This is a genomic window from Microvirgula curvata, assembly GCF_054781615.1.
In genome coordinates, this window is the sequence record NZ_BAAGUB010000025.1 from 1 (window position 1) to 20,134 (window position 20,134).

A 20,134-nucleotide genomic window follows, 5' to 3' on the forward strand; every position below is an offset into this window, starting at 1 on the left:
TTTCATAGGCACTTCTTGTTTTAGGTACACGGTTAGGTACACAAAATAGTAAATTGTTTTAAAAACTCTATATAAAACATGTAATTAATGATTCATTCAATGTTCTGCATCGATAACGCGTGCCCGGCCGGAAGGGCGCTGCAGCGCCCTTGTTCTTTTGAGCATGGCACCGTTACACGAGCCGGAATGTCCCGGTGCTATTCTCGATTTTCCACTCATGCAGAATGGGCAATCGAGGCAAATCATGAAAAAGTCATTGCGAGCCAGCGTGCTTGTCATCGTGCTGGCCCTGGGCGGCCTCTCCGTCGCGAATGCCGGAGAGGGCGACCTGAGAGGGACTGGCGACAACTGGGGCAAGAGCTTCGAAGGCAAGTTCACCCCGTAACCCCGTACCTGCAGTCGGGCATGTGCCGTCCTCTCCTTCGTGGTCCCTGCCCCCGTTCTTCGCCTAGGCGTCCGGCAGCCGGAACGCATTCACCGCCTGGCCGAGCTCGGCCGACAAGCGGGTCATGGCGCTGGCGTTGTCCGACATCTGGCCGACGATGGTGGTGTTTTCCTCCGCCATCTGCGCGACCTGTTCCATATGGCGGGTGATGTCGCCGCTGGAATGTTGCTGCTCCTTGACCGCGCTGGCGATGGAGCCGGACCGCTGCACGGTCAATTCGACGGCCGTTTCGCTGCGACGGAATGCGCCTTCGACCACGGCGATGCAGTGTTCGCTCGACTGCAGCGAATCCTGGCTCTGGCGCACGGCAATCTGCAACTGGCCGGAGCGGCTGGTCAGCACGCTGGTCACTTCGTTGATCTGGCTGGCTGACAGCGCAGACTTTTCCGCCAGCAGTCTGACTTCGTCGGCGACCACGGCAAAGCCGCGTCCGGCCTCACCCGCCCGTGCGGCCTCGATGGTTGCGTTCAGCGCCAGCAGATTGGTCTGGTCGGCGAGATCGCGCACCTGGCTGGTCATCAGGGAAATCCGGTGCGTGTCGTCGGAAAACGCGTTGACGTGACCGGAGACTTCCTCAACGTTCTGCTGGATCTTCTTCACTTCCGCAATCAGGTTGTTCAGCTGCACGGCGCCCTCCCGGGTGGTGGCCAGGCTTTCCTGCGCATGACTCTGTTGCTGGGCGGAGGCAGCGGCGACTTCGCCGATGCTGACGGTCAACTGCTCGACCGACGAGGCAACCGAGCTGGCGGCCTGGTTCTGCCGGTGTGATGCCTGCAGCACCAGTCCGGACGACGATGACAATTCATTGGCTACCTGGTCAACCTGTCCGGCGCTGCTGTTGATGGCGCGAACCGAGGTGACCAGCGCATCGCGCATGTCCGCCAGCGCACGCAGCAACTGGGCGATTTCGTCGTTGCCCCTGGGCAGGAGGGGCTGGCTCAGATCCCCTGCCGCCACGATTTTCGCCACCTGCACCGCGGCGGCCAGCGGCCGGGTGATGGAGCGGATGATCTGGACCGCAATCGCGACCGTGACCAGCGTGCAGACAGCGCTGATGATCCAGGTCAGCAGTTGCGCCTGCCGGCCTTCCCGGGTCGCGCTCCGGCTCTGCTCCATGGTGCGACCCAGCGTTTCGGTGTTCAGCTTGTCGAGCTGGTCGAACAGCTTGTCGTTCAGCGGGGCCAGTTCCTTCATCAGTGCGATGGCTTCTTCGCCCTGGTTCCGGGTAGCCAGCGCCTGGACCCTGGCCTGCAGCGGATCAACCAGCGCCTTGGTCTTCAGCACATCCTGGAACAGCGTGGTCGATGCGCTTGGCGGGTAGCGGGAATACAGTTCGGACAGCGCCTGTATGCCGTCGCCGAGTTTTTGCTGCAGCCGGTTCAATTCGTCGTTGATTCTTTTGTTATCTTCATCGCTGCTCGCGGCAATCAATTCCTGCAGGCGAAATATCTGCAAAGTCTGATTGGAAGTCGCCGCATTGATGATGGTGACTTTGGGCAAGCGGTTTTCCGAGGTATTGGATGCCGCGTCGAGCAGGACGGAATATCCGGAATTTACCGTCGCCAGCACGATGGCAAGCAGTAATAGCGTAAACCCGAAGCCGATTGCCAGTTTATGACTGATACTTAATCTGTTCATTGCGGATCCCATGCGGTTTTTGTGCTGGCCCTCCCCCGGACTCGGCATGCGGCATGCTGAACAGCGGATGGACAGGGTGCTTCGCTGTATCGGAGCCTCTGCGGAGGGGCTGAAACCCGCCGCTGCCAACAACTGATATTGGCGCCGGAAACCCGGAAATCTCCTGGTTGAGATCATGATTTTTATGCTGAATTGGTTGTTAAAAGGCCTGTTTTTATTCTTTAAGAATTAATCGTGCCGTTGCCGGCAAACTGCCGGAATGAAAAGCGGGCCGGCACAAGCTTGCCTTTTCCGAATCCAGTGTTAGTAATGGGTGAGGGGGTGTGCCCGATAACGCCGCTGGCGGGCACCGTACTGCCTTGCTGCGGACACCCGGTTTCCAGTCGGAATCGGGTATTTCTGCCTCCTGTTTTCCTTCACAAAAGGAGTACATACGATGGATCTGAAATCCTATACCGGCCTGATGTCGGTCTGCCTGGTGCTGGGCCTGTCCGCCTGCGCGACCGACGGCGCGACCAAGGCCGAAGTCCAGCATGCGCAGGCGACGGCTGACCAGGCGCTGTCCACCGCCAATCAGGCACTGAATCAGGCGAACGATGCCAGTGCCAAGGCGGATCAGGCGATGTCGACATCGAATCAGACCCGCGAGCAACTGCAGCGCATGGGGCAGAAGGGCATGATGAAGTAGGACATGTCGAACCGTCCCGCAGGCTGCATGCGGCACGGGGGCGCACCGGCGGCCAGACTGGCGTCGGTGTGCGTCGACAACGACGAACGGCCCCTGCTCAGTCGGTGCCCGCCGCGCTGCCGGGCCGGACTGGCGGACTGGCCTGATTGGCGTCGCTGCCATACGGCGGGTGGGTGTAGGGCCGTGCCGGCGCATCGGCCAGCCGCCGGGCCGGCAGCGGGCTGCCGACAGCCAGCGGCACCGGCAGCGCACTGCCCGATCCGAGCAGTGTCTTTGCCCGTGCCCAGTCCAGCTCCTCGGGCGGGCCGGCGCGGGGAGGCAGCGCGGCAATGCGGGCACGCAGCGTGTCCAGCCCGACGGGGGCCGCCGGATATTCGCTTACGCCCGGATAGCGTGCCATCACCACGCCGCCGTGGCGGATGCCGACCACCAGCGGGCGGTTCTCGATGCGGACCGGCAGGCCGGCCGCGACCTGTCCGAACAGCTGTACCGCGTCTTCAGGATACAGATGCAGGCAGCCGTGACTCTGGCGCAGTCCCAGCCCCCATGGCTTGTTGGTGCCATGGATGAAGATGCCCCTGAAGCCGGTCTGGATCGCCAGCATGCCCATCGGATTGTCGACACCGGGCGGAAAATAGTCGGGAAACGGCTCGCCGCCCGCCTCGTGCTCGGCCTTGATGCTGCGCGGCACGATCCATGCCGGATCCTTGTACTTGCCGACGACCCGGGTGTCTCCCAGCGGCGTTGACCAGCCCTCGCGGGCGATGCTGACCGGAAAGGTGATGACCGTGGCCGGTCGCCTGGCCGTTTTGGGCGGGAAGTAGAACAGCCGGCGCTGCGGAATGTTGACCACAATGCCGCGCCACGGTTTTGGTGGCAGGATGTACTCGGTCGGAATGATCACGCGCTGGCCCGCTCCCGGCACCCAGGGGTCGAGCCGGGGGTTGGACAGCGTGATGTCCAGCGCGCCGGTATCGAAATAGCGCGCGAGGTCGAACAGCGTATTGTCCGGCGTCGGCGTGACCACGAAGGCTTCGCCGACCACGGTGTCGCCCTGTGTCGGCAAGGCGAACTCCAGCGCCGGCGCGGCGGTGGCAAACAGCCCCGCCAGCACGGGGATGCCAAGGCGGAATGGGGGGCGCACGGGACCTCCTGGTACAACGGTCTGGGTACCCTTCACGTTAGCCCTGCAGGCGGCAGCTTGCCATTCCGTTCGCCGCCGGCGCACGGTTTCAGGTCAACACCCGATACACAATGACCCTCCGCAATCCCGATCATGTCACCCGGGCCAAACAGCGAGCCAGGGTAATGCGATGCAAGCAGTGAGATTCATCGTCAGCAGGCACGGTGGCCAGTTGAGGATACAGGGCCGGCAGCATGACTACCCGCCTGACTGCCTGGTAGTGACCGGCAACGATGCCGCCGTCGGCATGGACGTCCGGGGGGGACGCATGCCGTATTTCGACGTCCAGGCGGCTGACTTCCGGGCCATCTATCCCGATGTGCTGGGCCTGCTGGACGAGGTGCCGCAGGGACGGTTCCTGCGCGAACCGGTCCGCATCGTCGGCGCGGACCGCGACGTGCTCGGCGTTGTCCTGCTGCTGGCGGAATCCATGCCGGTCACGCTGCTGCGCTTCACCTACGTCTACTGCCTCGGCGTTGACCGGCATTACTTTTCCGCCCTGCTGCGGCACAGCATCTCCGGCGACCAGGCTTTTTCCGACTTTATCCAGGCCAACTACCTGAACCAGTGGTCGGTCGTCCGCTTTGCCGAGGCGTTCGACATGCCGCTGCGCAAGTTCAACATCCTGTTCCAGGACATGTACGGCATGACCGCCAAGCGCTGGCTGCTGGAACAACGCCTGCAGCATGCGCGCGGACTGCTGCTGTCGACGCCGATGCGGGTGCTCGATATCGCGCTCGAATGCGGTTTTTCCAATCACGCCCATTTTACCGACAGCTTCCGCCGCCGCTTTCATTGCAATCCCAGGCAGTTCCGCCTGCGGGCTGCGAACAAGCCGTGCACCGATTACCGATGACAGGAAATCAATCATGGACATCAATACCGTTACCCACCAGCTGTCCCGGCGGGTGGAACTGGCCGGGCAGGACATCCAGGCCAAAATGACCGCCAGCAATCTCGACAATCCGGCCCGCATGCTGGAAGCCCAGTTCGCGATCCAGCAGTACTCGGTGTTCGTCGCCTATGAAAGCGCATTGATCAGGGCGTTCAAGGACATGCTGTCCGGCATCATCCAGAAAATATGACCCGACCGCCGCGCGATACCTGCCGCCTGATTGCCGAAGCCGGCCTGGCTGCCGTCAACCATGGCCTGTACCGGGAAGCCGAGTCGATCCGTGCCGCCCTGCCGTGGCTGGTCGGGGACGGCGGGGTCCGGCGGATTCTCGAGGCGTCGCTGCTGGTGGGCCTCGGCCAGCCGGAGGCGGCCATGGCCCTGCTGGAAGGCGACGCTTCTGCCGAGGCCGCCGTGCTGCGCCGGCTGGTGCACGGTGAGGCCATGCCCGACATGCCCCGCGTCTGAGGACGCAATCGCCCCTTCCCGGAGAACGAAAATGGAAATCCAGACTCTCACGGCACCGCTGCCATCCCGGCCGGACGCTGTGCCCGCCTCGCCCGATCCGGCCGAGGTCGACCGCTTTGCCCGGGCCCTGTCCGGCCCGCCGGACGGGACGCTGCCGGAAGCGGCGATGACAGACCAGCTGCAGACCAGGGTGAAGGAGATTGACGGTGCCCTGGCCGCCGCCCGCGGGGAAGGCCGCATGCCGGGCCACCCGGCCGATATGCTGATGGTGCAGGCCGCGCTGCTCAAATCGCTGATCGAGGTCGACCTGATGGCCAAGACGGCAGGGTCCCTGTCGCAGGGCATCAACCGGCTGGTGAACATGCAATGAACCCGCGCGCGCGCCGACTGGCCGGAGGACTGTGCCTGCTGCTGTGCCTGGGCGGATGCAAGGTCGACCTGTACAGCGGCCTGGTCGAGGACGAGGCAAACCAGATGCTGGCCCTGCTGATGCTGCGTGGCATCGAGGCCGACAAGGACGTGACCGGCGGGGGCGACATCACCATCCGGGTCGACAAGGCGCAATTCGTCAATGCTGTCGAAGTCCTGCGCCAGCACGGATTGCCCGGCAAGAAAACCGACAGCATGGAAGACCTGTTTCCGTCCGGGCAGCTGGTGACCTCGCCGGCGCAGGAACAGGCAAAGATCCTCTATCTGAAGGAACAGCTGCTGGAAAAGATGCTGCGTGGCATGGAGGGCGTCGTCAGTGCCCAGGTGTCGATTGCCGAAAGCGCCAGTCAGCACCGGCGCGAGCCGCCAACCCTGTCGGCATCGGTATTCATCAAGCACAGCCCGGAAGTGAACCTGGCCAACCGGGAGGCGGATATTCGCCATCTGGTGTTCAACGGCATACCGAATCTCCAGCCGGAAAAGATCAGCCTTCTCCTGCAGGCAACGGCCTATCGCTACCAGCCGCGTTCGCCTCCGCCGCCCGGGGCGGCTGGCTGGCTGGCGAGCCGGCGTCCTGTCCTGATCGCGCTGCTGGCCGGGCTCGCCGTGGCGCTGGGGGCGCTGGCCCTGTGGTTCAGGCGTCACCCGGCATGGCGCTGAGCGTCACGGGCGTGCCCCCTCCGGTCCGGCTCCTGCACCGGCTGGCCTGGCAACCGGGAGCGGACATGCATGCCGACTGGTGGCACCGGCTGGAGCTGGCGCGCTGGCGGCACGACTATCAGCGCCACCCGGCGTGCCGTGCGGCCATCGACCGGGAAATCGTCGCGCGGAGGGGCTTTCCGGGCAGGCCGTTGCCCGGGGTGCTCGACGGGCGGCAGAGCGCCCTGCTGACGCTGGTGCCGCGGCTGCCCGGTCTGATCGTCGCCCTGGGGCTGATTGCCCTCGACTGCCCGGACTATCTGCTGGTGGGGGCGTACCGGCGCGCACTGGCCGTCTGCCTCGGCAGCCGGGCCTGCGACCAGTTGCTGGCACTGCACCGGCCCTGGCGCGGCGAGCGGACCCTGCCGGCCACGGCGGCACTGGTGTCCGGCGCGGCAGCAGCCGGCGCACACTGGTGGTCTCGCGACGGGCAAGGTTGCCCGGTCTGCATGGCGCTGGCCCTGCTTCTGCCTGCCGGTGACGGCCCGGCGCCACCGATGGCGACGGCGGCTGACTGCCTGTTGAGAGTGGAGCGCTTCCTGTGACGGCCTGGACGATCCCGATCCCCCGCCTGCCCGGGCCTGCTCCGGTCGGCCCGATCGTCCGCGCCAGTGAAATGCAGTGCCTGGCCGGGGTGGCGGCGCTGCTTGCCGATGCCCGCCTGCAGGCCGGAGAGATGGTGAGGCGGGCAGAACGTGATGCGGCCAGCGTGCGCGAGGCAGCGCGCCGGGACGGGGTGGCGGCTGCGCAGCGCGATATTGCGGCATTGCGCACCGCCGCCATCGACGAGGCCGTCGAATGGCTGGTCGAGCAGCGCGAGCTGGAAGTCGTCCTGGCCGGCCGGCTCGAGTCCCGGCTGCGGGCCCTGCTGGCCGCGGAACTGGAAGCACTGATCGACGGGCAGGATCCTGCCGGGCTGCTCGTGCAGCACCTGCGTCAGCGGCTGGCCGGACTGCCGGCCGACGAGCCGCTGACTCTGCGCGTTTCGCCGGGCCAGTCGGAGGCCGTCGGCCAGGCATGCGCCGGGCTGGCGTTCGTCCGCATCGTGGCCGACCATGGACTGCAGGCAGGACAGGCGGTACTGGATACCCCGTTTTCCCGCGTGGTCATCGACCTTGAGGCCCACCTGCAGGCCGTCATCGCGCGACTGCGGCACGGAAACCGGGCTCCGCCATGACGGACCGGATCGATGTCACACCCGTCAGGCCGGGCGGACCGCTGTCTCTGCCATCGCCGTCCGGACCGGTCGGCACGCAGGTGCAGCCGGCACAGTCGATGCTGGCGCTGGCGCAGCAGGCGCTCGGCGCGTCGCCGCTTTCCGCGGCGGCGGTAAAGGCCGATGCACTGGCGGAAACGATCGAGAACATCGGCCTGATGCTGGGGGCCCGGCTCCGCGAGTTTCGCCCCGCGGACGACGGGCAGGTGCAGCGCCGGCGGGCGGGGGCCATCCTGCAGCGGATGATTGACAAGACCTCTGCCGTCACGCCCGTTCGCCTGGACGAACTGTTCCGGCGCGGCGCCGGTTTCGAGGCGGCGGCCGACCCCGGCGCCGCCTTGCGGGAACGGGGACTGGATGCGGGCCAGGCCGCGCTGCTGCTGGCGGCGCAGCTGGCAAGGGCCGGACCGGGGGCGCGGCGTGCGCGGCTGGAACAGGCCCAGACCGCCGCAATGGAGGAGGACGGCTGGACCCTGCAGCTGTTCAGCTACCTGGAATTCGGGGTGGCCGGAAGCAGGGATCTGGCCGAATTGCGGCAGTTGTACCAGTGTGCGACGGCGGGACGTGACAGTCTGGTCGGCTGGTTCGACGGCTTTCGCCGCCTGCGCGACCGCCAGCGCAAGCTGCGGACGCTGATCCGGGCCCTGGCGTTCGAGCTGTCCGCCGAAGAACCGGTCATGGGCGCGCACCTGGCGGCGGTCATGGCCGACCTCAAGCGCATCCTGCTGTTCTTCGGTCTGGAAGACCATTGCCGGCGCATCGCGGACGCCCTGGCCGTTCCCGGCCTGGATGGCGATTGCGTCATGCAGGGCGTGCTGGCGCTGCTCCAGTCGGCCTGGGTCGGGGCAGAGGGTGTGGCCGGCCATGTCGACAGCCTGGTCGGGGATGCCCGCCTGCGCCTGCGCTATGGCCGGCAGCTGTCCGGGCTGGTCCGCTTGCTGCCGGACGAGTGTTTCGGCGCGGACGACCAGCGGGAAACGCTGCAGACGGCATGCGCCGGCTATCTGGAGTGGCTGGCGGACCAGGGCGGCTGACCGCCGTGGTGGCGTCGCCAGAGTCGTTCGATGACCTGTGCCGCGCTCCGGCAGGCATCGAGCTGCGCCGCCATGGCCTGATGATTCTCGCGGCTGTCGGGCTGGCGCATGGACTGCCGGAGCAGTCGTTCGGCCGCGAGCAGTTTCTCCAGCGCCCGGTCGCGGGCAGTGCCGTCGCGGTCGGCATGCAGTACATGTTCGATTCGGGTCAGTCGGCACGGGGTCATGATGGATTCCTGGATCGGTTACAGCTTGAGGGGCAGCGACATCAGGCGCTGCCCCTTGAGCAGCGCCATGGCTGAAGGGGACAGGATGTAGATGGTGTAGCCGCTGGGCAGCGTGGCGCCCTGGCGCAGGCGCACGCCGTTCGCCAGTTCGACGTACAGCGACCCGGCCTTGCCGCCAAGACTGACGATCGCGGCGGGCAACATGCAGATATCCGGCCGGCCGGGCGGGATATTCTGGAACCGGGCCTGCAGCCGCGCCGGCTCGCGCCGGTTGAAGGCGGACAGTGCGGCGAGCAGCGCGACCTCGCGAGCGGGTGCCAGCTGCCCGCTGACCCATAATGTCCTGCCGGACAGGGTAATGCTGAGGCCTTCCAGCATCGACTGCTGCGCCAGCAGGTCGAGCAGCTGGTCGAAACGCGAGGCCCGGTCGTTTTCGACACGCCAGTCGCGCAGCGCCTTGATCGCTTCAAGTTGCCTGACCGTGCGGCGCCAGCCATCGTCGGCCACGATGGCACCGTGAATGACGACCGTATCGAGGCTGTCACCGTGGCTGACTTCGGCATCGAGATAACCGTTCAGCGTCAGTACGTGCCGGACACTGTCGAGCAGCCTGTCGGCGCAGGCGCTTTCGTCGCGAAGCGGCAGTCCCCTTTCGCGCAGGCGGCGACGCAGCCTCTCGACGCTGTCGGACGACGCGCATGCTCCCCTGAGGGTGGCCACGCCCTGGGCGTCGTATTCGATCTGCAGCCCGTCTGGCGCCGGGTCGGGGCTGTCGACGGCCTGCAAGGGGGCCGGACCGACTGTCGCCGGCTGCGGCCAGAAGCCCAGCAATCCGGCCAGTGTCACCATGATGCCGGCCGCCAGCCACAGCGCCCGCTGGCGGGGGCCGGTACGCCTTGCCGCGCGGCGCGGCGGCACGGGCAGGGCGGGCAATGTCGCGTCGGGGGCACCCAGCACAAAGGCCAGACCCGCCAGATCGATGACGACGCAGGGAGGCAGGGGCTGCGAGCCGTCCCATGGCCGGCCGGATACCCAGACCGGCAGCGGCGGCGACAGGGTCAGCCCTGCCGCGGTAACCGTCAGCACGGTGGCCTGGCCGTGTTCGAGCGGGAGGGCCAGGTCCGGGTCGGCGCCGCCAAGGCGGGTGTCGCCGGCCGGCAGGGAGAGTTCGCGGCCGGCAAGCGGGCCGTTCAGCCATTTCAGTTTCAGCAGGAAGGCCATGGGCGACGACTCATGACTGGACTGACGGCTCGGCCTTGATCAGGAACAGCCTGACGGTGCGCCGATTGTTCTTCCGGGTGGAGCTGAACAGCCTGCCGAGCAGGGGAATGTCGCCCAGCAGCGGGATCTTTTGCTCGGCCTCCGTGTGTTCGTCCTGCTGAAAACCGCCCAGCAACAGGCTCTGGCCGGCTTTCAGCAGGGCCTGGGTCGAAATTTCGGCATTCAGGGTTTGTGGCAGGGGCTCTTGCCGGCTGACGGCCGCGGCCTGCCGGCCATCCTGGATCTGCAGCGCCAGCATGACCTCCGTCTGCGCCCCGCTGCGGATCAGGCGGGGCGTCACGCGCAGCAGCGAGCCGGTCGAAATCGACTCCAGACGGGCGAACTTGTCGGCCACCAGCTTGGTGTGGAACGTGATGTTCCGGTCGAGTACGGCCGTGCTGTTGTCCAGCGTGACTACCGAGGGACGGGACAGGATCTGTGCCCTGGCATTCTGTTCCAGTGCGCTGAGCCGCACCATGAAACGCGCGGTATCGGCGATGACGGTCGAGAAATTGCCGGCGTCCGGCTGGCCGCTGTCGTTCAGATGCACCGAGGCGCCGCCGATGCCCACCGAGGCCGACCAGTCGACGCCCAGCGTCCCGAGATCTTCCGAGTTGACGTCGATCAGGGTGACCGAGATCTCGATCAGCGTCGGCCTGCGGTCGAGCTGCTCGATCAGCCGGGCATACAGCGGGAGATTGACCTTGCGATCGCGCACCACTACTGCATTCTGTGGCGGATAGGCGGAGAACACCGGTATCGGCCCCGGGTCTGCCGCCGCCTGCCCGCCGGTCGGCGCCACGGCCGGTCCGCCGGTCCGCGCCATGTCCTTCAGGACCGAGACCACGCCGGGGATGCGTATCTGCCGACCGCGGCTGCTGTAATCGGCATCGGCTGCATTCGCATATTTCAGCGGGAATAGCTGGATGATGATCTGGTGCTCCTCGTACTGGCGCTGCTGCTCGTCGATGCGCCTGGCAAAGCGGGTGATCCGCTCGATACAGGCGGGGACACCGAGAACCTCGATGGCATTGCTGGCGGCGACGGTGCGCACCCGGCAGTGCTGTGCGTCCAGCAGCCCGGTGGCGCGCAGCTGCTCGCGCAGCGTGGCGACCGGCAGGTGGACCGGCGTCACCAGCCGGGTGTCGACTTCCCGCGCCTTGTAAACATGGATGGCCTGTCCGTCGTGGTACCAGGCCAGCTGATACTGCTTCGCCAGCAGGTCGAGCGCCTGCCCGGGGGGCATTGGCCGCAGGGTGCCGACAAAGGCATCGTCGACCTGGGGGCTGACAATCACCGGGATGCCGTGATTGGCGCCCAGCTCGTTCAGGACACTGGCCAGTTTGCTGCCGCGCGTCGACAGCACATAGGGCGCGCTGTCCTGCCAGGCGATGACGGCCGTGGCGGGCGACGACAGGCCGGCGATACTGGCGGCGACCCACCCGTACCCCCCGGCCTTCATACCCGCTTTCCCAGCGCATCGACGGTAATGGCGGTACCGGGCGGAGGGGCATCGCTGCGCAAGCGGCTGGCGATGGCCGACTGCTGGAGCAGCGCCGCTTCCAGCTCGGCCGGCGCAATGTCCGCCGCGTGGCAGCGCACCAGCCACAGCCTGTCTCCATCCAGCAACAATCCGTCGTCCAGCCCGCCGCGCATCGACGCCAGCCACAGGCAGGTCCGGATCAGCCAGCCGTCGTCGCGGACCGCGCCGATGACCACGGCAAAGCAGCTTCCCTGCGCATGCACCCGGCACCAGCCCGGCATGCCGGCCAGGTCCAGTGACCAGTGCCCCGCACCGGATTTCCGGGTCGTGATCCATGTCAGAGCAGCTAAAGAATCAGGCATTTTCATCGGGGGTAAAGCCGTTCTGGAGACTTTTGTATTCTGGGAAGCGATGCCGGTAAGATGAATCAGGTGATGGCCTGAATCTCCCGCTTTCCCTCGCCGCCATGTCCTTTTTTCCCGTTTCCCACAGAACAGGACCTTCCGTGCGCCGGATACTCGTGGTCGATGACCATTCCTTGCTGAGCGATGGCATCAGGAGCCTGCTGTCGTCCGTTCCGACCTACCTGGTGGTCGGTGAAGTCGGCGACGGCCTGCAGGTCTATCAGGCCTGCCAGCAACTGCTGCCGGACGTCGTGGTGCTCGATCTGGGATTGCCCGGCATGGACGGCATCGATGTCATCCGCCAGCTGAAGCGGCGCTGGCCGGCCCTGATCGTGGTCGTGCTCACGGCCGATGCGGCCGAATATCGAGCGCGCGATGCACTGGCCGCCGGTGCACAGGCCTATGTGCTGAAGAAAAGTCCGCGCCAGACGCTGCTGGCCGCCCTGCACCTCGCACTGGCCGGCAAGGCGTTTCTCGATCCCGCGCTCGATGCCGGGCAGGTCGCCGGCCCGCAGGGCACCGCGGGCCAGACCCGCCTGACCACGCGCGAGCGGCAGGTGCTGAAGCTGATTGCCGAGGGCCTGCGCAACCGGGATATCGCCGAAAGCCTGACCATTACCATCAAGACAGTGGAAACGCACCGCCTGAACCTGATGCGAAAGCTCGATGCACACAATGCGGTCGCGCTGGCGGACTGGGCCAGCCGGCTAGGCATTCACTGAGCGGATCACCCGGCCCAGCGCCCGGATCGCCCGCCGGCTTGGCCAGCCACCTTGCCACACCCGCGTCTCCAGCCGCTCGACACGGGCCTGGATCCGGGCCATGCCGGTCTGGCCCGCGCATCCCTTCAGGGCGTGCAGGCTGCCGAGCAGGCGCTGGCGCTCCTGCGAGCGCCAGTCGACCCTGATTCGCGCGTAGCCCGCCAGCAGCCCACGGCTGACGGCCGGGTCCGCGGCATCCAGTAGCGGGCGCAGCAGTGCCGGATTCGGTGCCAGATCGATGCCGCGTTCCAGTTGCAGCGAAATCGCCAGGTCTATCGCGCCGGACAGCTGCGCCAGGCCGACCGGCTTGGTCAGGCAGCCGTTCATGCCGGCCTGCAGGGCCAGGGTGCGTCCGACCGGCCTTCCGTCTGCCGTCAGGGCGATGACCGGCGTATCCGGGTCGAGCAGCCCGGCTGCCGGGTCGCGCCAGCATCGCGTGGTTTCCAGCCCGTCCAGGCCGGGCATGTGCACATCCATCAGCACCAGATCGAACACCTGCTGGCGGCCGCGTTCCAGGGCATCACTTCCGGTTGGTACGGTTTCGGCGCGATGGCCGAGCCCGGACAGCATCCTGGCGACAATGTCGCGATTGAGGCTGACATCATCGACCAGCAGCACGCTGAGCGACCACGGGCTGACCACCAGGGGGGGCGGCCCGTCGGCGCGGCTCAGGGCTGACGGGGTCCGAGGGGGCGTGCTGCGTGGCGCGGGCTGCCGGGGCGCAACGCCCGGGGGGGGCGGAGGCCTGTCGCGTGGCGTGGCGTGGGGCCGCCACAGCTGCCACAGCGTGACACCGGCCAGCATGAACGACGCCAGCTGGGCCATCAGGACAAAGGGCAGCGCCGGTCCCCCCAGCAGGGCCAGCGTCTGCCGGGCGAGGGTGGCACCGGAGAACAGGCCGACAATCTCCCAGTCAGGGTTGGCCAGCGTCCGGCATGTGGCCCGGAAGTCGCCGATCCGTGCGGCGAACGTCCGTTCGCAGCGCGGAGGCAACTGGTTGCGCAGCAGGGCGGGGGCTTCCGAGGTCAGCCCGTCGGCCACGGCGGGGCCATCCTGCGCGCGGCGCAGAACGAGAAGATGACCGTGCTGCGTGCCGTCGGCCGGGGTCAGGCTGCCGACCGCGAGACTTTGCCCGGCCAGGATGCCGGTACCCGCCTGCCGGTACGCGACCGTCAGGCACAGGCGCCCGTGCGCATCGCGAAACGGCTGGCTCCAGCGGGGTACACCCGTGGCGGACGGTTGCCGCTGCAGTTGCGGTGGCGGCCGGTCGCACGGCGCACCGCCCGGCGACAGCGGGTCCGGCTCGTAGAGCACCAGGCCCTGGCCGGGCAGGAGCAGGAAGGCGCCGGCGCGGTGAGGCGGATCCGCATCGCCGAACAGCGCGACGACCCGTCGTGCCTGCCGCACCTGGATCTGGTTCGGCACTGCACCGTCGAACGGCACGAATACGGTGCGCCGGGACAATGGTGTGCCGGTGCCGGACAGGGGCTGGTCCTGCAGTGTGGTCCACAGGTGATTCAGCCATTGTGCCTGCTGTCTGGCCCGGCCGAAGCGGCGGTTTTCCCGTTCGACCACGACGTTCAGCTCCCTCGCGAGCTCCTCGAGGAGAAATTGTCGTGTCTTCGTGTATCGATAGAAAAATCCTATCGACTCAGCCTGCAGCCAGCATGCACCCAGCACACAACCCAGGAGGAGTGCTGCGCGCCCTGTGAGCGTCTTGTCCCGGAATTTACGCAAAGTAAATAGTGAATTTCAGAAGTGGGGCCACAAGGGATGGCCCGTGCGCTATCGGTGGTACCAGGCCCATCACTCAGGCCTTTACCCGATGGGGTCGAGCCCCCGCCGTCATGGATGATATGTCGCGCTATCGCATGCAGACATGGGGGAACCGGATGGATTTGCAAATGGAGCGGCGAATGGAGCAGTTCCTGGAACTGTCCGGCCTGTCCGCCGCGCGGACCGAACCGTGCATGGAATTCATCATGCCGCCGTGCCGGCTTTATATCGAGTGTCTGGATGGGCGAATACTGCTGTCGCTTGGCCGGCCGGTTGCGGCTGCCTGCCGTGTCGAGGTACTGAAGCGGCTGCTCGGGCAATGCCTGTCGACGCGCTTGCCGGGCGTTCCGCTGCGAGCGTGCCTGCTGCAGGACCAGTCGTTCCTCAGTTGCTCGCCGGCCCGCGACAGCGGGCCCGGCCACTGGATGGCCTGCCATCAGGAGATGCGGCGGCTTCTGGATGCTGCCGCCGGAGCGACGTGGTGACCCGCCTTGCACCGTGGCTCGCGATGGCGGCCGGCCGGCAGGACATCGTACTCGCCATCATATTGCTCGTCGCCGTTTTCACCATGATCATCCCGCTGCCGACCGGGCTGGTCGACCTGATGATCGCCATCAATCTGGCGACGGCCATCGTCCTGCTGATGATGGCACTGCACATCAAGGAGCCGCTGGAGTTTTCTGTTTTCCCGTCGCTGCTTCTGATTACTACGCTTTTCCGTCTGGCGCTGACCATCGGCACCACCCGGCTGATCCTGCTGCAGGCCGATGCCGGACGCATCATCGACACGTTCGGCCGTTTTGCCGTCGGCGGCAACCTTGGCGTCGGCCTGATCGTGTTCATGATCATCACGATCGTCCAGTTCATCGTCATCACCAAAGGGGCCGAGCGCGTGGCGGAAGTCGGCGCGCGTTTTTCCCTCGACGGCATGCCCGGCAAGCAGATGAGCATAGACGGCGACCTGCGCGCCGGCATCATCGATGCCGGCGAGGCGAGGCGCCAGCGCCGGCTGGTCCAGAAGGAAAGCCAGCTGTACGGCGCCATGGACGGTGCGATGAAATTCGTCAAGGGCGACGCCATTGCCGGCATGATCATCATCATCGTCAACATTCTCGGAGGCACTGCCGTCGGCGTGTTCATGCACGGGATGAGTGCCAGCGAGTCGATGTCGACCTACGCCATCCTGTCGATAGGCGACGGCCTGATCAGCCAGATCCCCGCGCTGCTGATTTCGATCACCGCCGGCATCATCGTCACCCGCGTCCCCGGCGAGCAGCGGCAGAACCTGGCTGATGACCTGGTCGGGCAGATCGGCCGGCAACCGCAGGTGCTGATGCTGGCCGCGGCGGTGCTGCTGGTGCTGGCGCTGGTGCCGGGCTTTCCCCTGCTGCACTTCGTGGCGCTGGCGGGGCTGGTTGCTGCCTGCGGCTGGTGGACCGGCAAACGCCGGCGCGGTGCGGCGCCGGCTGAACCGGGCGCGCCCGGGACCGAGGCCGGGGGCGGCGCGCTGGTCATGACACCGGGCGCCGTGCCGCTGATGCTGCGGTTGTCCGACGACCTGATGCGCGGCAGCCGGCTGCCTGGCCTGATCGACGAGTTGCGGCGGCGGAAATTCGATCAGCTGGGCATTCCCTTGCCGGAGATCCCGCTGCAGAAGGACAGCGCGGCAGCGGCCGGCTCGCTGTGCATCCTGCTGTACCAGGAGCCGGTGCTGACGCTGGACGTGCCGGCGGACCTGCTGCTGGCGGATGTCGCCTCGGCGCCACTGCCGCAGGCTGCGCGATGCGCCGCCCTGCCGTTTGGCGGACTGCAGCTGCAGTGGGTCGAGGCCGGCCAGCAGGACGCCCTGGCGTTGCAGGGGGTCATTCTGTACCGGGACGAGGCCAGGATCATGCACTGCCTGTCGATACTGGTTGACCGCCATGCGGCCGAATTGCTCGGCGTGCAGGAAACCCGCTTCCTGATGGATGCAATGGAAGGCCAGTATGCCGAGCTGATCCGGGAAGTGCAGCGCCAGCTGCCGATCGGCCGCATTGCCGACGTGCTGCAGCGGCTGGTCGGGGAAGGCATCTCGATCCGTGATCTGCGCAGCGTGTTCGAGGCGCTGATCGAATGGGCGCCGCGGGAAAAGGACCCGGTGATGCTGGCCGAGTACGTGCGCATGGGGCTGCGCCGGCATATCACCGCGCGCTATGGCGCCGGCCAGCCGTGGATCAGCGGGTGGATGATCGGTGACCGGATGGAGAGCCTGATCCGCGAGTCGATCCGGCAGACATCGGCGGGGTCGTACTCGGCGCTGGGGCCGGAGCACAACAGGGCAATAGTGGATTGCATCCGCGAGAGCGTGGGGGCAGAAGCGCCGCGCTCGACGGTGTTGATGACGGCGATCGACGTGCGCCGCTTCCTGCGCAAGATCGTCGAGCGCGAGTTCTTCAGCCTGGCCGTCCTGTCGTTCCAGGAACTGGGTGACGAGTCCGAACTGCGGGTCCTTGGCAATATCGACCTGATCGGCGAGGTGGCCTGACATGCGCAAGCCGGACCCTGCACGGATCGAGAGCTTGCTGGTGGCGCGGCTGGTGGCGCACCGGGAGCACGACTGCGCCGGCGAGACCCGCTTCGGGCGCGTGGTCGATGTCGGCCCCACGGTGGTGCGGGCGTCGCTGACCGGCGTCGGCCTCGGGGAAATGTGCCGGCTGGAACCGTCCGGCATCGAGGCGGAAATCGTCGCCATACGGGGTGGCTTTGCCCTGCTGTCGCCGTTTGCCACCCCGACGGGCGTGATCGCCGGCAGCCTGGTGCGGCCGCTGGGGCGGGCGCACCGGATCGCGGTGGGTCCGTTCATGCCCGGCCGGGTGTTCGACGGCATGGGACGACCGCTCGACGGCGTGCCGCTCCCGACGACATGCACATGGCGCAGCCTGGATGAGGGGGTGCCGGATCCGCTCGAACGAGCACTGATCGATACGCCGCTGCCGCTTGGCGTGCGGGCAATCGATGGTCTGCTGACCTGCGGCCGGGGCCAGCGGGTCGGCATCTTCGCGGCGGCCGGGGGCGGCAAGAGCACACTGCTCGGCATGATCTGCGATGGCAGCCTGGCCGACATCATCGTGCTTGCCCTGATCGGAGAGCGCGGCCGTGAAGTTGGCGAGTTCCTGCGGCATACCCTGTCGGATGCCGCGCGCGAACGCACGGTGGTGGTGGTGGCGACCGCCGACCGCCCGGCGCTCGAACGGCTGAAGGCTGCCTCGGTGGCGACTGCCATTGCCGAGCACTTTCGCGATCAGGGCCGGCATGTGCTGCTGCTGATGGATTCGCTGACCCGCGTCGTACGCGCGGCACGGGAGATCGACCGCGTTGTCGACGACGGCCGGCCGGGGGGCATGGCCGGCCTGCCCCGGCTGCTCGAACGGGCCGGACCGGCCGCCGTCGGCTCGATCACCGCCCTGTATACCGTGCTGGTGGAGGGGGATGACCTGAATGAACCGGTCGCCGATGAGGTGCGTGCCCTGCTCGACGGCCATATCGTGCTGTCGCGCCGGCTGGCGGAGGCCGGTCATTATCCGGCGATCGACATCGGTGCCAGTACCAGCCGGGTCATGGCGCTGGTCACCGATGAACGGCACCGCCGGCTGGCAGGCCGTCTGCGACAGTTGCTGGTGACGTATCAGGAAATCGAATTGCTGGTGCGGATCGGCGAATACCAGGCCGGACAGGATGCCGATGCCGACGAGGCCCTGGCCAGACGGCCGGCGATCCGCCGCTATCTGTGCCAGGGCACGGAGGAGAAAAGCGATTTCCCCGGGACGCTGCAGCAGCTGGAACAACTGCTGGCGGCGCCATGCTGACGCGCTTGCTGGCCATCCGGCGGCTGCGCGAACAGCGTCTGCACGCACAGCTGCAGACGGCATGCCGCCAGCTGGCGGACATGCAGCGGCAACAACGGGACCTGCTGGCGGCGCAGCGCCGGCTGCAGCGTGCCTGGCGTCATCATGGCGTGGTGGGTGATGTGCTGGATCGCGCCGCCTGGCAGCGGTTCAGGGCGGAACTGGCCGATTATGACCTGCGCGACCGTGAGCTGGCCGGGCAGCTCGGGACGCTGCAGACCGGGATGCAAAGCCTGCAGGCCACCGCAGCCGGACTGCGGGCACGGTTGCGCAAGGCGCAGCGCGGGCAGCACAAACTGCAGCTTCTGCTGGAGGAGACATGATCCGTTTCCGAGCGGGCCCAAGCCCGGCCATGAACGGGGTCCGGCCTGTCCGCGACCCGCAGGACGATGCCTGCCGGCGATTCGACGCACTGCTGCAAGGAGCGGCCTGCGGGCCGGTGCTGGCGGACCCCGGCCCCCGGCCCGGCCAGTGCCGGCTGGCCGCGTGGCGGGTGCGTCTCTGCCGGGGGCCGTTTTCCGGGCTGGAAATCGAGGCCTGCCTGAGCGGGGACGGGGTGTCGCTGCGCATGACCGTCCCCCGGCCTGTCCCTTTGTCGCTGGGCCTGGCGCTGGCCCGCCATGCCGTGCAGGTGGAAATGGACGTGACGGATGCGGCGCCTGAGTGAAGCGGCAGGGCGCCTGCTGCGCAAGATTGGCCATGGCCGACAGCGGGGAAGCGCCGATGGCGGGCTGATGCTGCGTTACCGGCAGGCCGGTGGCGACGGGCTGGTCCTGTCGGCATGGCTGGACGAGGAACCGGTGCGGTTGTGGCTGGACGAAGCGCAATGGTGCCGCTGGGTCGAACCGGTGCTGCCGGTGCCGGACTGGTCAGCCGTGCCTCCGGGGTTGCACGCCATGCTTTCGGCATGGACCCTGGCCGGGGCTGATGCCTGCCTGGCGCCGGACGATATGGCATGGCCGCGCGGGCAGGGGCTGGTACAGGCGCATGTGGCGCCGGCGCCTGACTGGTGTCTGTGCCTCGAACGGCACGGCGCCCGCCTCGATATCCGGCTGCTGGACTTGCCACTGGAATGGATAGACCGGCTGGCGGCGTGCCTGCAGCCGGTCGAGGCCGGCACGATTGCGGACCGGCCGGTGCCGGTTGCCCTGGTGGCCGGCTGGGCCCGGGTCGCCGCGACCGGGCTGCGGCATCTCGGATGCGGGGATGCCCTGCTGCTGGGCCGGGCCTACCGCATCGCCGACGGCGAGATCGGCCTGTTTGCCGATGCGCCGCTCGCATGCCTGTGCGTCGACGAGGCGGGACATTACCGGGTGGGAGGCGGCATGGGGGAAACCGAAAACTGGGTCGAGGCGGTACCGACGCCCGACGACGTGATGCTGACCGTGGTGGCCGAACTGGGCACGCTGCAGGTACCGCTGGTGACGCTGGGCAGCCTCCGGCCCGGGGACGTGCTGGATGGAGCGGCATGCATGGATGCGCAGGTCACGCTGAAAATCGCCGGGCAGGCGATTGCACGCGGCATGCTGCTCGATATCGGCGGCAGACTGGCGGTTCGCATCGAACAACTCGGCTGACCGGCTGCCGGAGAACGGCAAGCTCAGGTTTCGGCCGGATGGGCGACGGCGGCGGCGGACGGAACAATGC

The 20,134-nt window shown here is 67.2% G+C and carries 24 protein-coding genes; 17 read left to right on the top strand and 7 right to left on the bottom strand.

All coding sequences use genetic code 11. The annotated features are described in order from the left end of the window. Positions 1-244 precede the first annotated feature (244 nt). Positions 245-385 (top strand): hypothetical protein, encoded by a 141-nt coding sequence (locus ACYVG8_RS10585; RefSeq protein WP_460745744.1) that lies wholly within the window; start codon positions 245-247, stop codon positions 383-385. Positions 386-448: 63 nt separating this feature from the next. Here the strand turns inward: ACYVG8_RS10585 and ACYVG8_RS10590 are convergent, their stop codons facing one another. Then, a complete protein-coding gene (locus ACYVG8_RS10590) occupies positions 449-2,083 on the bottom strand; it encodes a methyl-accepting chemotaxis protein (RefSeq protein ID WP_158537465.1) in 1,635 nt (544 codons plus the stop codon). A gap of 436 nt (positions 2,084-2,519) precedes the next feature. Between ACYVG8_RS10590 and ACYVG8_RS10595 the strand changes: the two genes are divergently transcribed. After that, on the top strand, positions 2,520-2,771 hold the full coding sequence (locus ACYVG8_RS10595; protein ID WP_036386858.1) for an alanine-zipper protein: 252 nt from the start codon (positions 2,520-2,522) through the stop codon (positions 2,769-2,771). 97 nt (positions 2,772-2,868) lie between these two features. Here the strand turns inward: ACYVG8_RS10595 and ACYVG8_RS10600 are convergent, their stop codons facing one another. After that, on the bottom strand, positions 2,869-3,915 hold the full coding sequence (locus ACYVG8_RS10600) for a L,D-transpeptidase family protein (protein ID WP_460745746.1): 1,047 nt from the start codon (positions 3,913-3,915) through the stop codon (positions 2,869-2,871). Positions 3,916-4,084: 169 nt separating this feature from the next. Here ACYVG8_RS10600 and ACYVG8_RS10605 point away from each other — a divergent pair, with 169 nt between their 5' ends. Genes ACYVG8_RS10605 through ACYVG8_RS10640 form a run of 8 tightly spaced genes read left to right on the top strand, consistent with a single transcriptional unit; the run spans position 4,085 to position 8,692 of the window. After that, positions 4,085-4,810 carry a helix-turn-helix transcriptional regulator gene (locus ACYVG8_RS10605; protein ID WP_036386854.1) on the top strand — a complete coding sequence of 242 codons (726 nt, stop codon included), beginning with the start codon at positions 4,085-4,087 and terminating at the stop codon, positions 4,808-4,810. A gap of 13 nt (positions 4,811-4,823) precedes the next feature. Further along, on the top strand, positions 4,824-5,039 hold the full coding sequence (sctF, locus tag ACYVG8_RS10610; protein WP_028500351.1) for a type III secretion system needle filament subunit SctF: 216 nt from the start codon (positions 4,824-4,826) through the stop codon (positions 5,037-5,039). Continuing rightward, the gene (locus ACYVG8_RS10615) at positions 5,036-5,314 is read left to right on the top strand and encodes an EscG/YscG/SsaH family type III secretion system needle protein co-chaperone (protein WP_460745747.1); all 279 of its coding nucleotides are present in this window, start codon (positions 5,036-5,038) and stop codon (positions 5,312-5,314) included. Before sctF ends, ACYVG8_RS10615 begins: the two co-directional genes overlap by 4 nt. A 31-nt stretch (positions 5,315-5,345) precedes the next feature. Continuing rightward, positions 5,346-5,684: a type III secretion system inner rod subunit SctI gene (gene sctI, locus ACYVG8_RS10620; protein ID WP_460745749.1), complete on the top strand. Its 339-nt coding sequence runs from the start codon at positions 5,346-5,348 to the stop codon at positions 5,682-5,684. Further along, positions 5,681-6,403 (top strand): type III secretion system inner membrane ring lipoprotein SctJ, encoded by a 723-nt coding sequence (gene sctJ, locus ACYVG8_RS10625; RefSeq protein WP_460745750.1) that lies wholly within the window; start codon positions 5,681-5,683, stop codon positions 6,401-6,403. The genes sctI and sctJ overlap by 4 nt, the downstream gene beginning before the upstream one ends. Further along, complete coding sequence (locus tag ACYVG8_RS10630) at positions 6,394-6,987, top strand: type III secretion system domain-containing protein (RefSeq protein WP_107889001.1); 594 nt, start codon at positions 6,394-6,396, stop codon at positions 6,985-6,987. Before sctJ ends, ACYVG8_RS10630 begins: the two co-directional genes overlap by 10 nt. Then, complete coding sequence (locus tag ACYVG8_RS10635) at positions 6,984-7,619, top strand: hypothetical protein (RefSeq protein ID WP_460745752.1); 636 nt, start codon at positions 6,984-6,986, stop codon at positions 7,617-7,619. The genes ACYVG8_RS10630 and ACYVG8_RS10635 overlap by 4 nt, the downstream gene beginning before the upstream one ends. Continuing rightward, on the top strand, positions 7,616-8,692 hold the full coding sequence (locus ACYVG8_RS10640) for a TyeA family type III secretion system gatekeeper subunit (RefSeq protein ID WP_460745753.1): 1,077 nt from the start codon (positions 7,616-7,618) through the stop codon (positions 8,690-8,692). The genes ACYVG8_RS10635 and ACYVG8_RS10640 overlap by 4 nt, the downstream gene beginning before the upstream one ends. Here ACYVG8_RS10640 and ACYVG8_RS10645 read toward each other — a convergent pair. Genes ACYVG8_RS10645 through ACYVG8_RS10660 form a run of 4 tightly spaced genes read right to left on the bottom strand, consistent with a single transcriptional unit; the run spans position 8,659 to position 12,030 of the window. Then, a complete protein-coding gene (locus ACYVG8_RS10645; RefSeq protein WP_107889004.1) occupies positions 8,659-8,919 on the bottom strand; it encodes an EscE/YscE/SsaE family type III secretion system needle protein co-chaperone in 261 nt (86 codons plus the stop codon). The genes ACYVG8_RS10640 and ACYVG8_RS10645 overlap by 34 nt on opposite strands. A gap of 18 nt (positions 8,920-8,937) precedes the next feature. Next, complete coding sequence (gene sctD / locus ACYVG8_RS10650; RefSeq protein WP_460745755.1) at positions 8,938-10,140, bottom strand: type III secretion system inner membrane ring subunit SctD; 1,203 nt, start codon at positions 10,138-10,140, stop codon at positions 8,938-8,940. 10 nt (positions 10,141-10,150) lie between these two features. Beyond that, positions 10,151-11,641 (bottom strand): EscC/YscC/HrcC family type III secretion system outer membrane ring protein, encoded by a 1,491-nt coding sequence (locus tag ACYVG8_RS10655; protein ID WP_112692720.1) that lies wholly within the window; start codon positions 11,639-11,641, stop codon positions 10,151-10,153. Further along, positions 11,638-12,030, bottom strand: a complete 393-nt coding sequence (locus ACYVG8_RS10660; protein ID WP_460745757.1) for a hypothetical protein — start codon at positions 12,028-12,030, stop codon at positions 11,638-11,640. Before ACYVG8_RS10660 ends, ACYVG8_RS10655 begins: the two co-directional genes overlap by 4 nt. A 137-nt stretch (positions 12,031-12,167) precedes the next feature. On the opposite strand from ACYVG8_RS10660, the gene ACYVG8_RS10665 reads away from it, so the two are divergent. After that, positions 12,168-12,788, top strand: coding sequence for a two component system response regulator (locus tag ACYVG8_RS10665; RefSeq protein WP_233495267.1), 621 nt, complete (start codon positions 12,168-12,170; stop codon positions 12,786-12,788). On the opposite strand, the gene ACYVG8_RS10670 is transcribed toward ACYVG8_RS10665, so the two are convergent. After that, the gene (locus ACYVG8_RS10670) at positions 12,774-14,402 is read right to left on the bottom strand and encodes a response regulator (RefSeq protein WP_460745760.1); all 1,629 of its coding nucleotides are present in this window, start codon (positions 14,400-14,402) and stop codon (positions 12,774-12,776) included. The genes ACYVG8_RS10665 and ACYVG8_RS10670 overlap by 15 nt on opposite strands. Before the next feature lie 341 nt (positions 14,403-14,743). Here ACYVG8_RS10670 and ACYVG8_RS10675 point away from each other — a divergent pair, with 341 nt between their 5' ends. Genes ACYVG8_RS10675 through sctQ form a run of 6 tightly spaced genes read left to right on the top strand, consistent with a single transcriptional unit; the run spans position 14,744 to position 20,064 of the window. Then, positions 14,744-15,088: a type III secretion chaperone SycN gene (locus tag ACYVG8_RS10675; protein ID WP_460745761.1), complete on the top strand. Its 345-nt coding sequence runs from the start codon at positions 14,744-14,746 to the stop codon at positions 15,086-15,088. Next, positions 15,085-17,127, top strand: a complete 2,043-nt coding sequence (locus ACYVG8_RS10680) for an EscV/YscV/HrcV family type III secretion system export apparatus protein (protein ID WP_107890300.1) — start codon at positions 15,085-15,087, stop codon at positions 17,125-17,127. Before ACYVG8_RS10675 ends, ACYVG8_RS10680 begins: the two co-directional genes overlap by 4 nt. A gap of 1 nt (position 17,128) precedes the next feature. After that, positions 17,129-18,448 (top strand): FliI/YscN family ATPase, encoded by a 1,320-nt coding sequence (locus tag ACYVG8_RS10685; RefSeq protein ID WP_112692717.1) that lies wholly within the window; start codon positions 17,129-17,131, stop codon positions 18,446-18,448. Beyond that, the gene (locus tag ACYVG8_RS10690) at positions 18,442-18,810 is read left to right on the top strand and encodes a hypothetical protein (RefSeq protein WP_107889011.1); all 369 of its coding nucleotides are present in this window, start codon (positions 18,442-18,444) and stop codon (positions 18,808-18,810) included. The genes ACYVG8_RS10685 and ACYVG8_RS10690 overlap by 7 nt, the downstream gene beginning before the upstream one ends. After that, on the top strand, positions 18,807-19,154 hold the full coding sequence (locus ACYVG8_RS10695) for a hypothetical protein (protein ID WP_460745763.1): 348 nt from the start codon (positions 18,807-18,809) through the stop codon (positions 19,152-19,154). The genes ACYVG8_RS10690 and ACYVG8_RS10695 overlap by 4 nt, the downstream gene beginning before the upstream one ends. After that, entirely contained in the window at positions 19,138-20,064 is a 927-nt protein-coding gene (gene sctQ / locus ACYVG8_RS10700; protein ID WP_460745764.1) for a type III secretion system cytoplasmic ring protein SctQ, read from the top strand. The genes ACYVG8_RS10695 and sctQ overlap by 17 nt, the downstream gene beginning before the upstream one ends. The last annotated feature ends 70 nt before the right edge of the window (positions 20,065-20,134 follow it).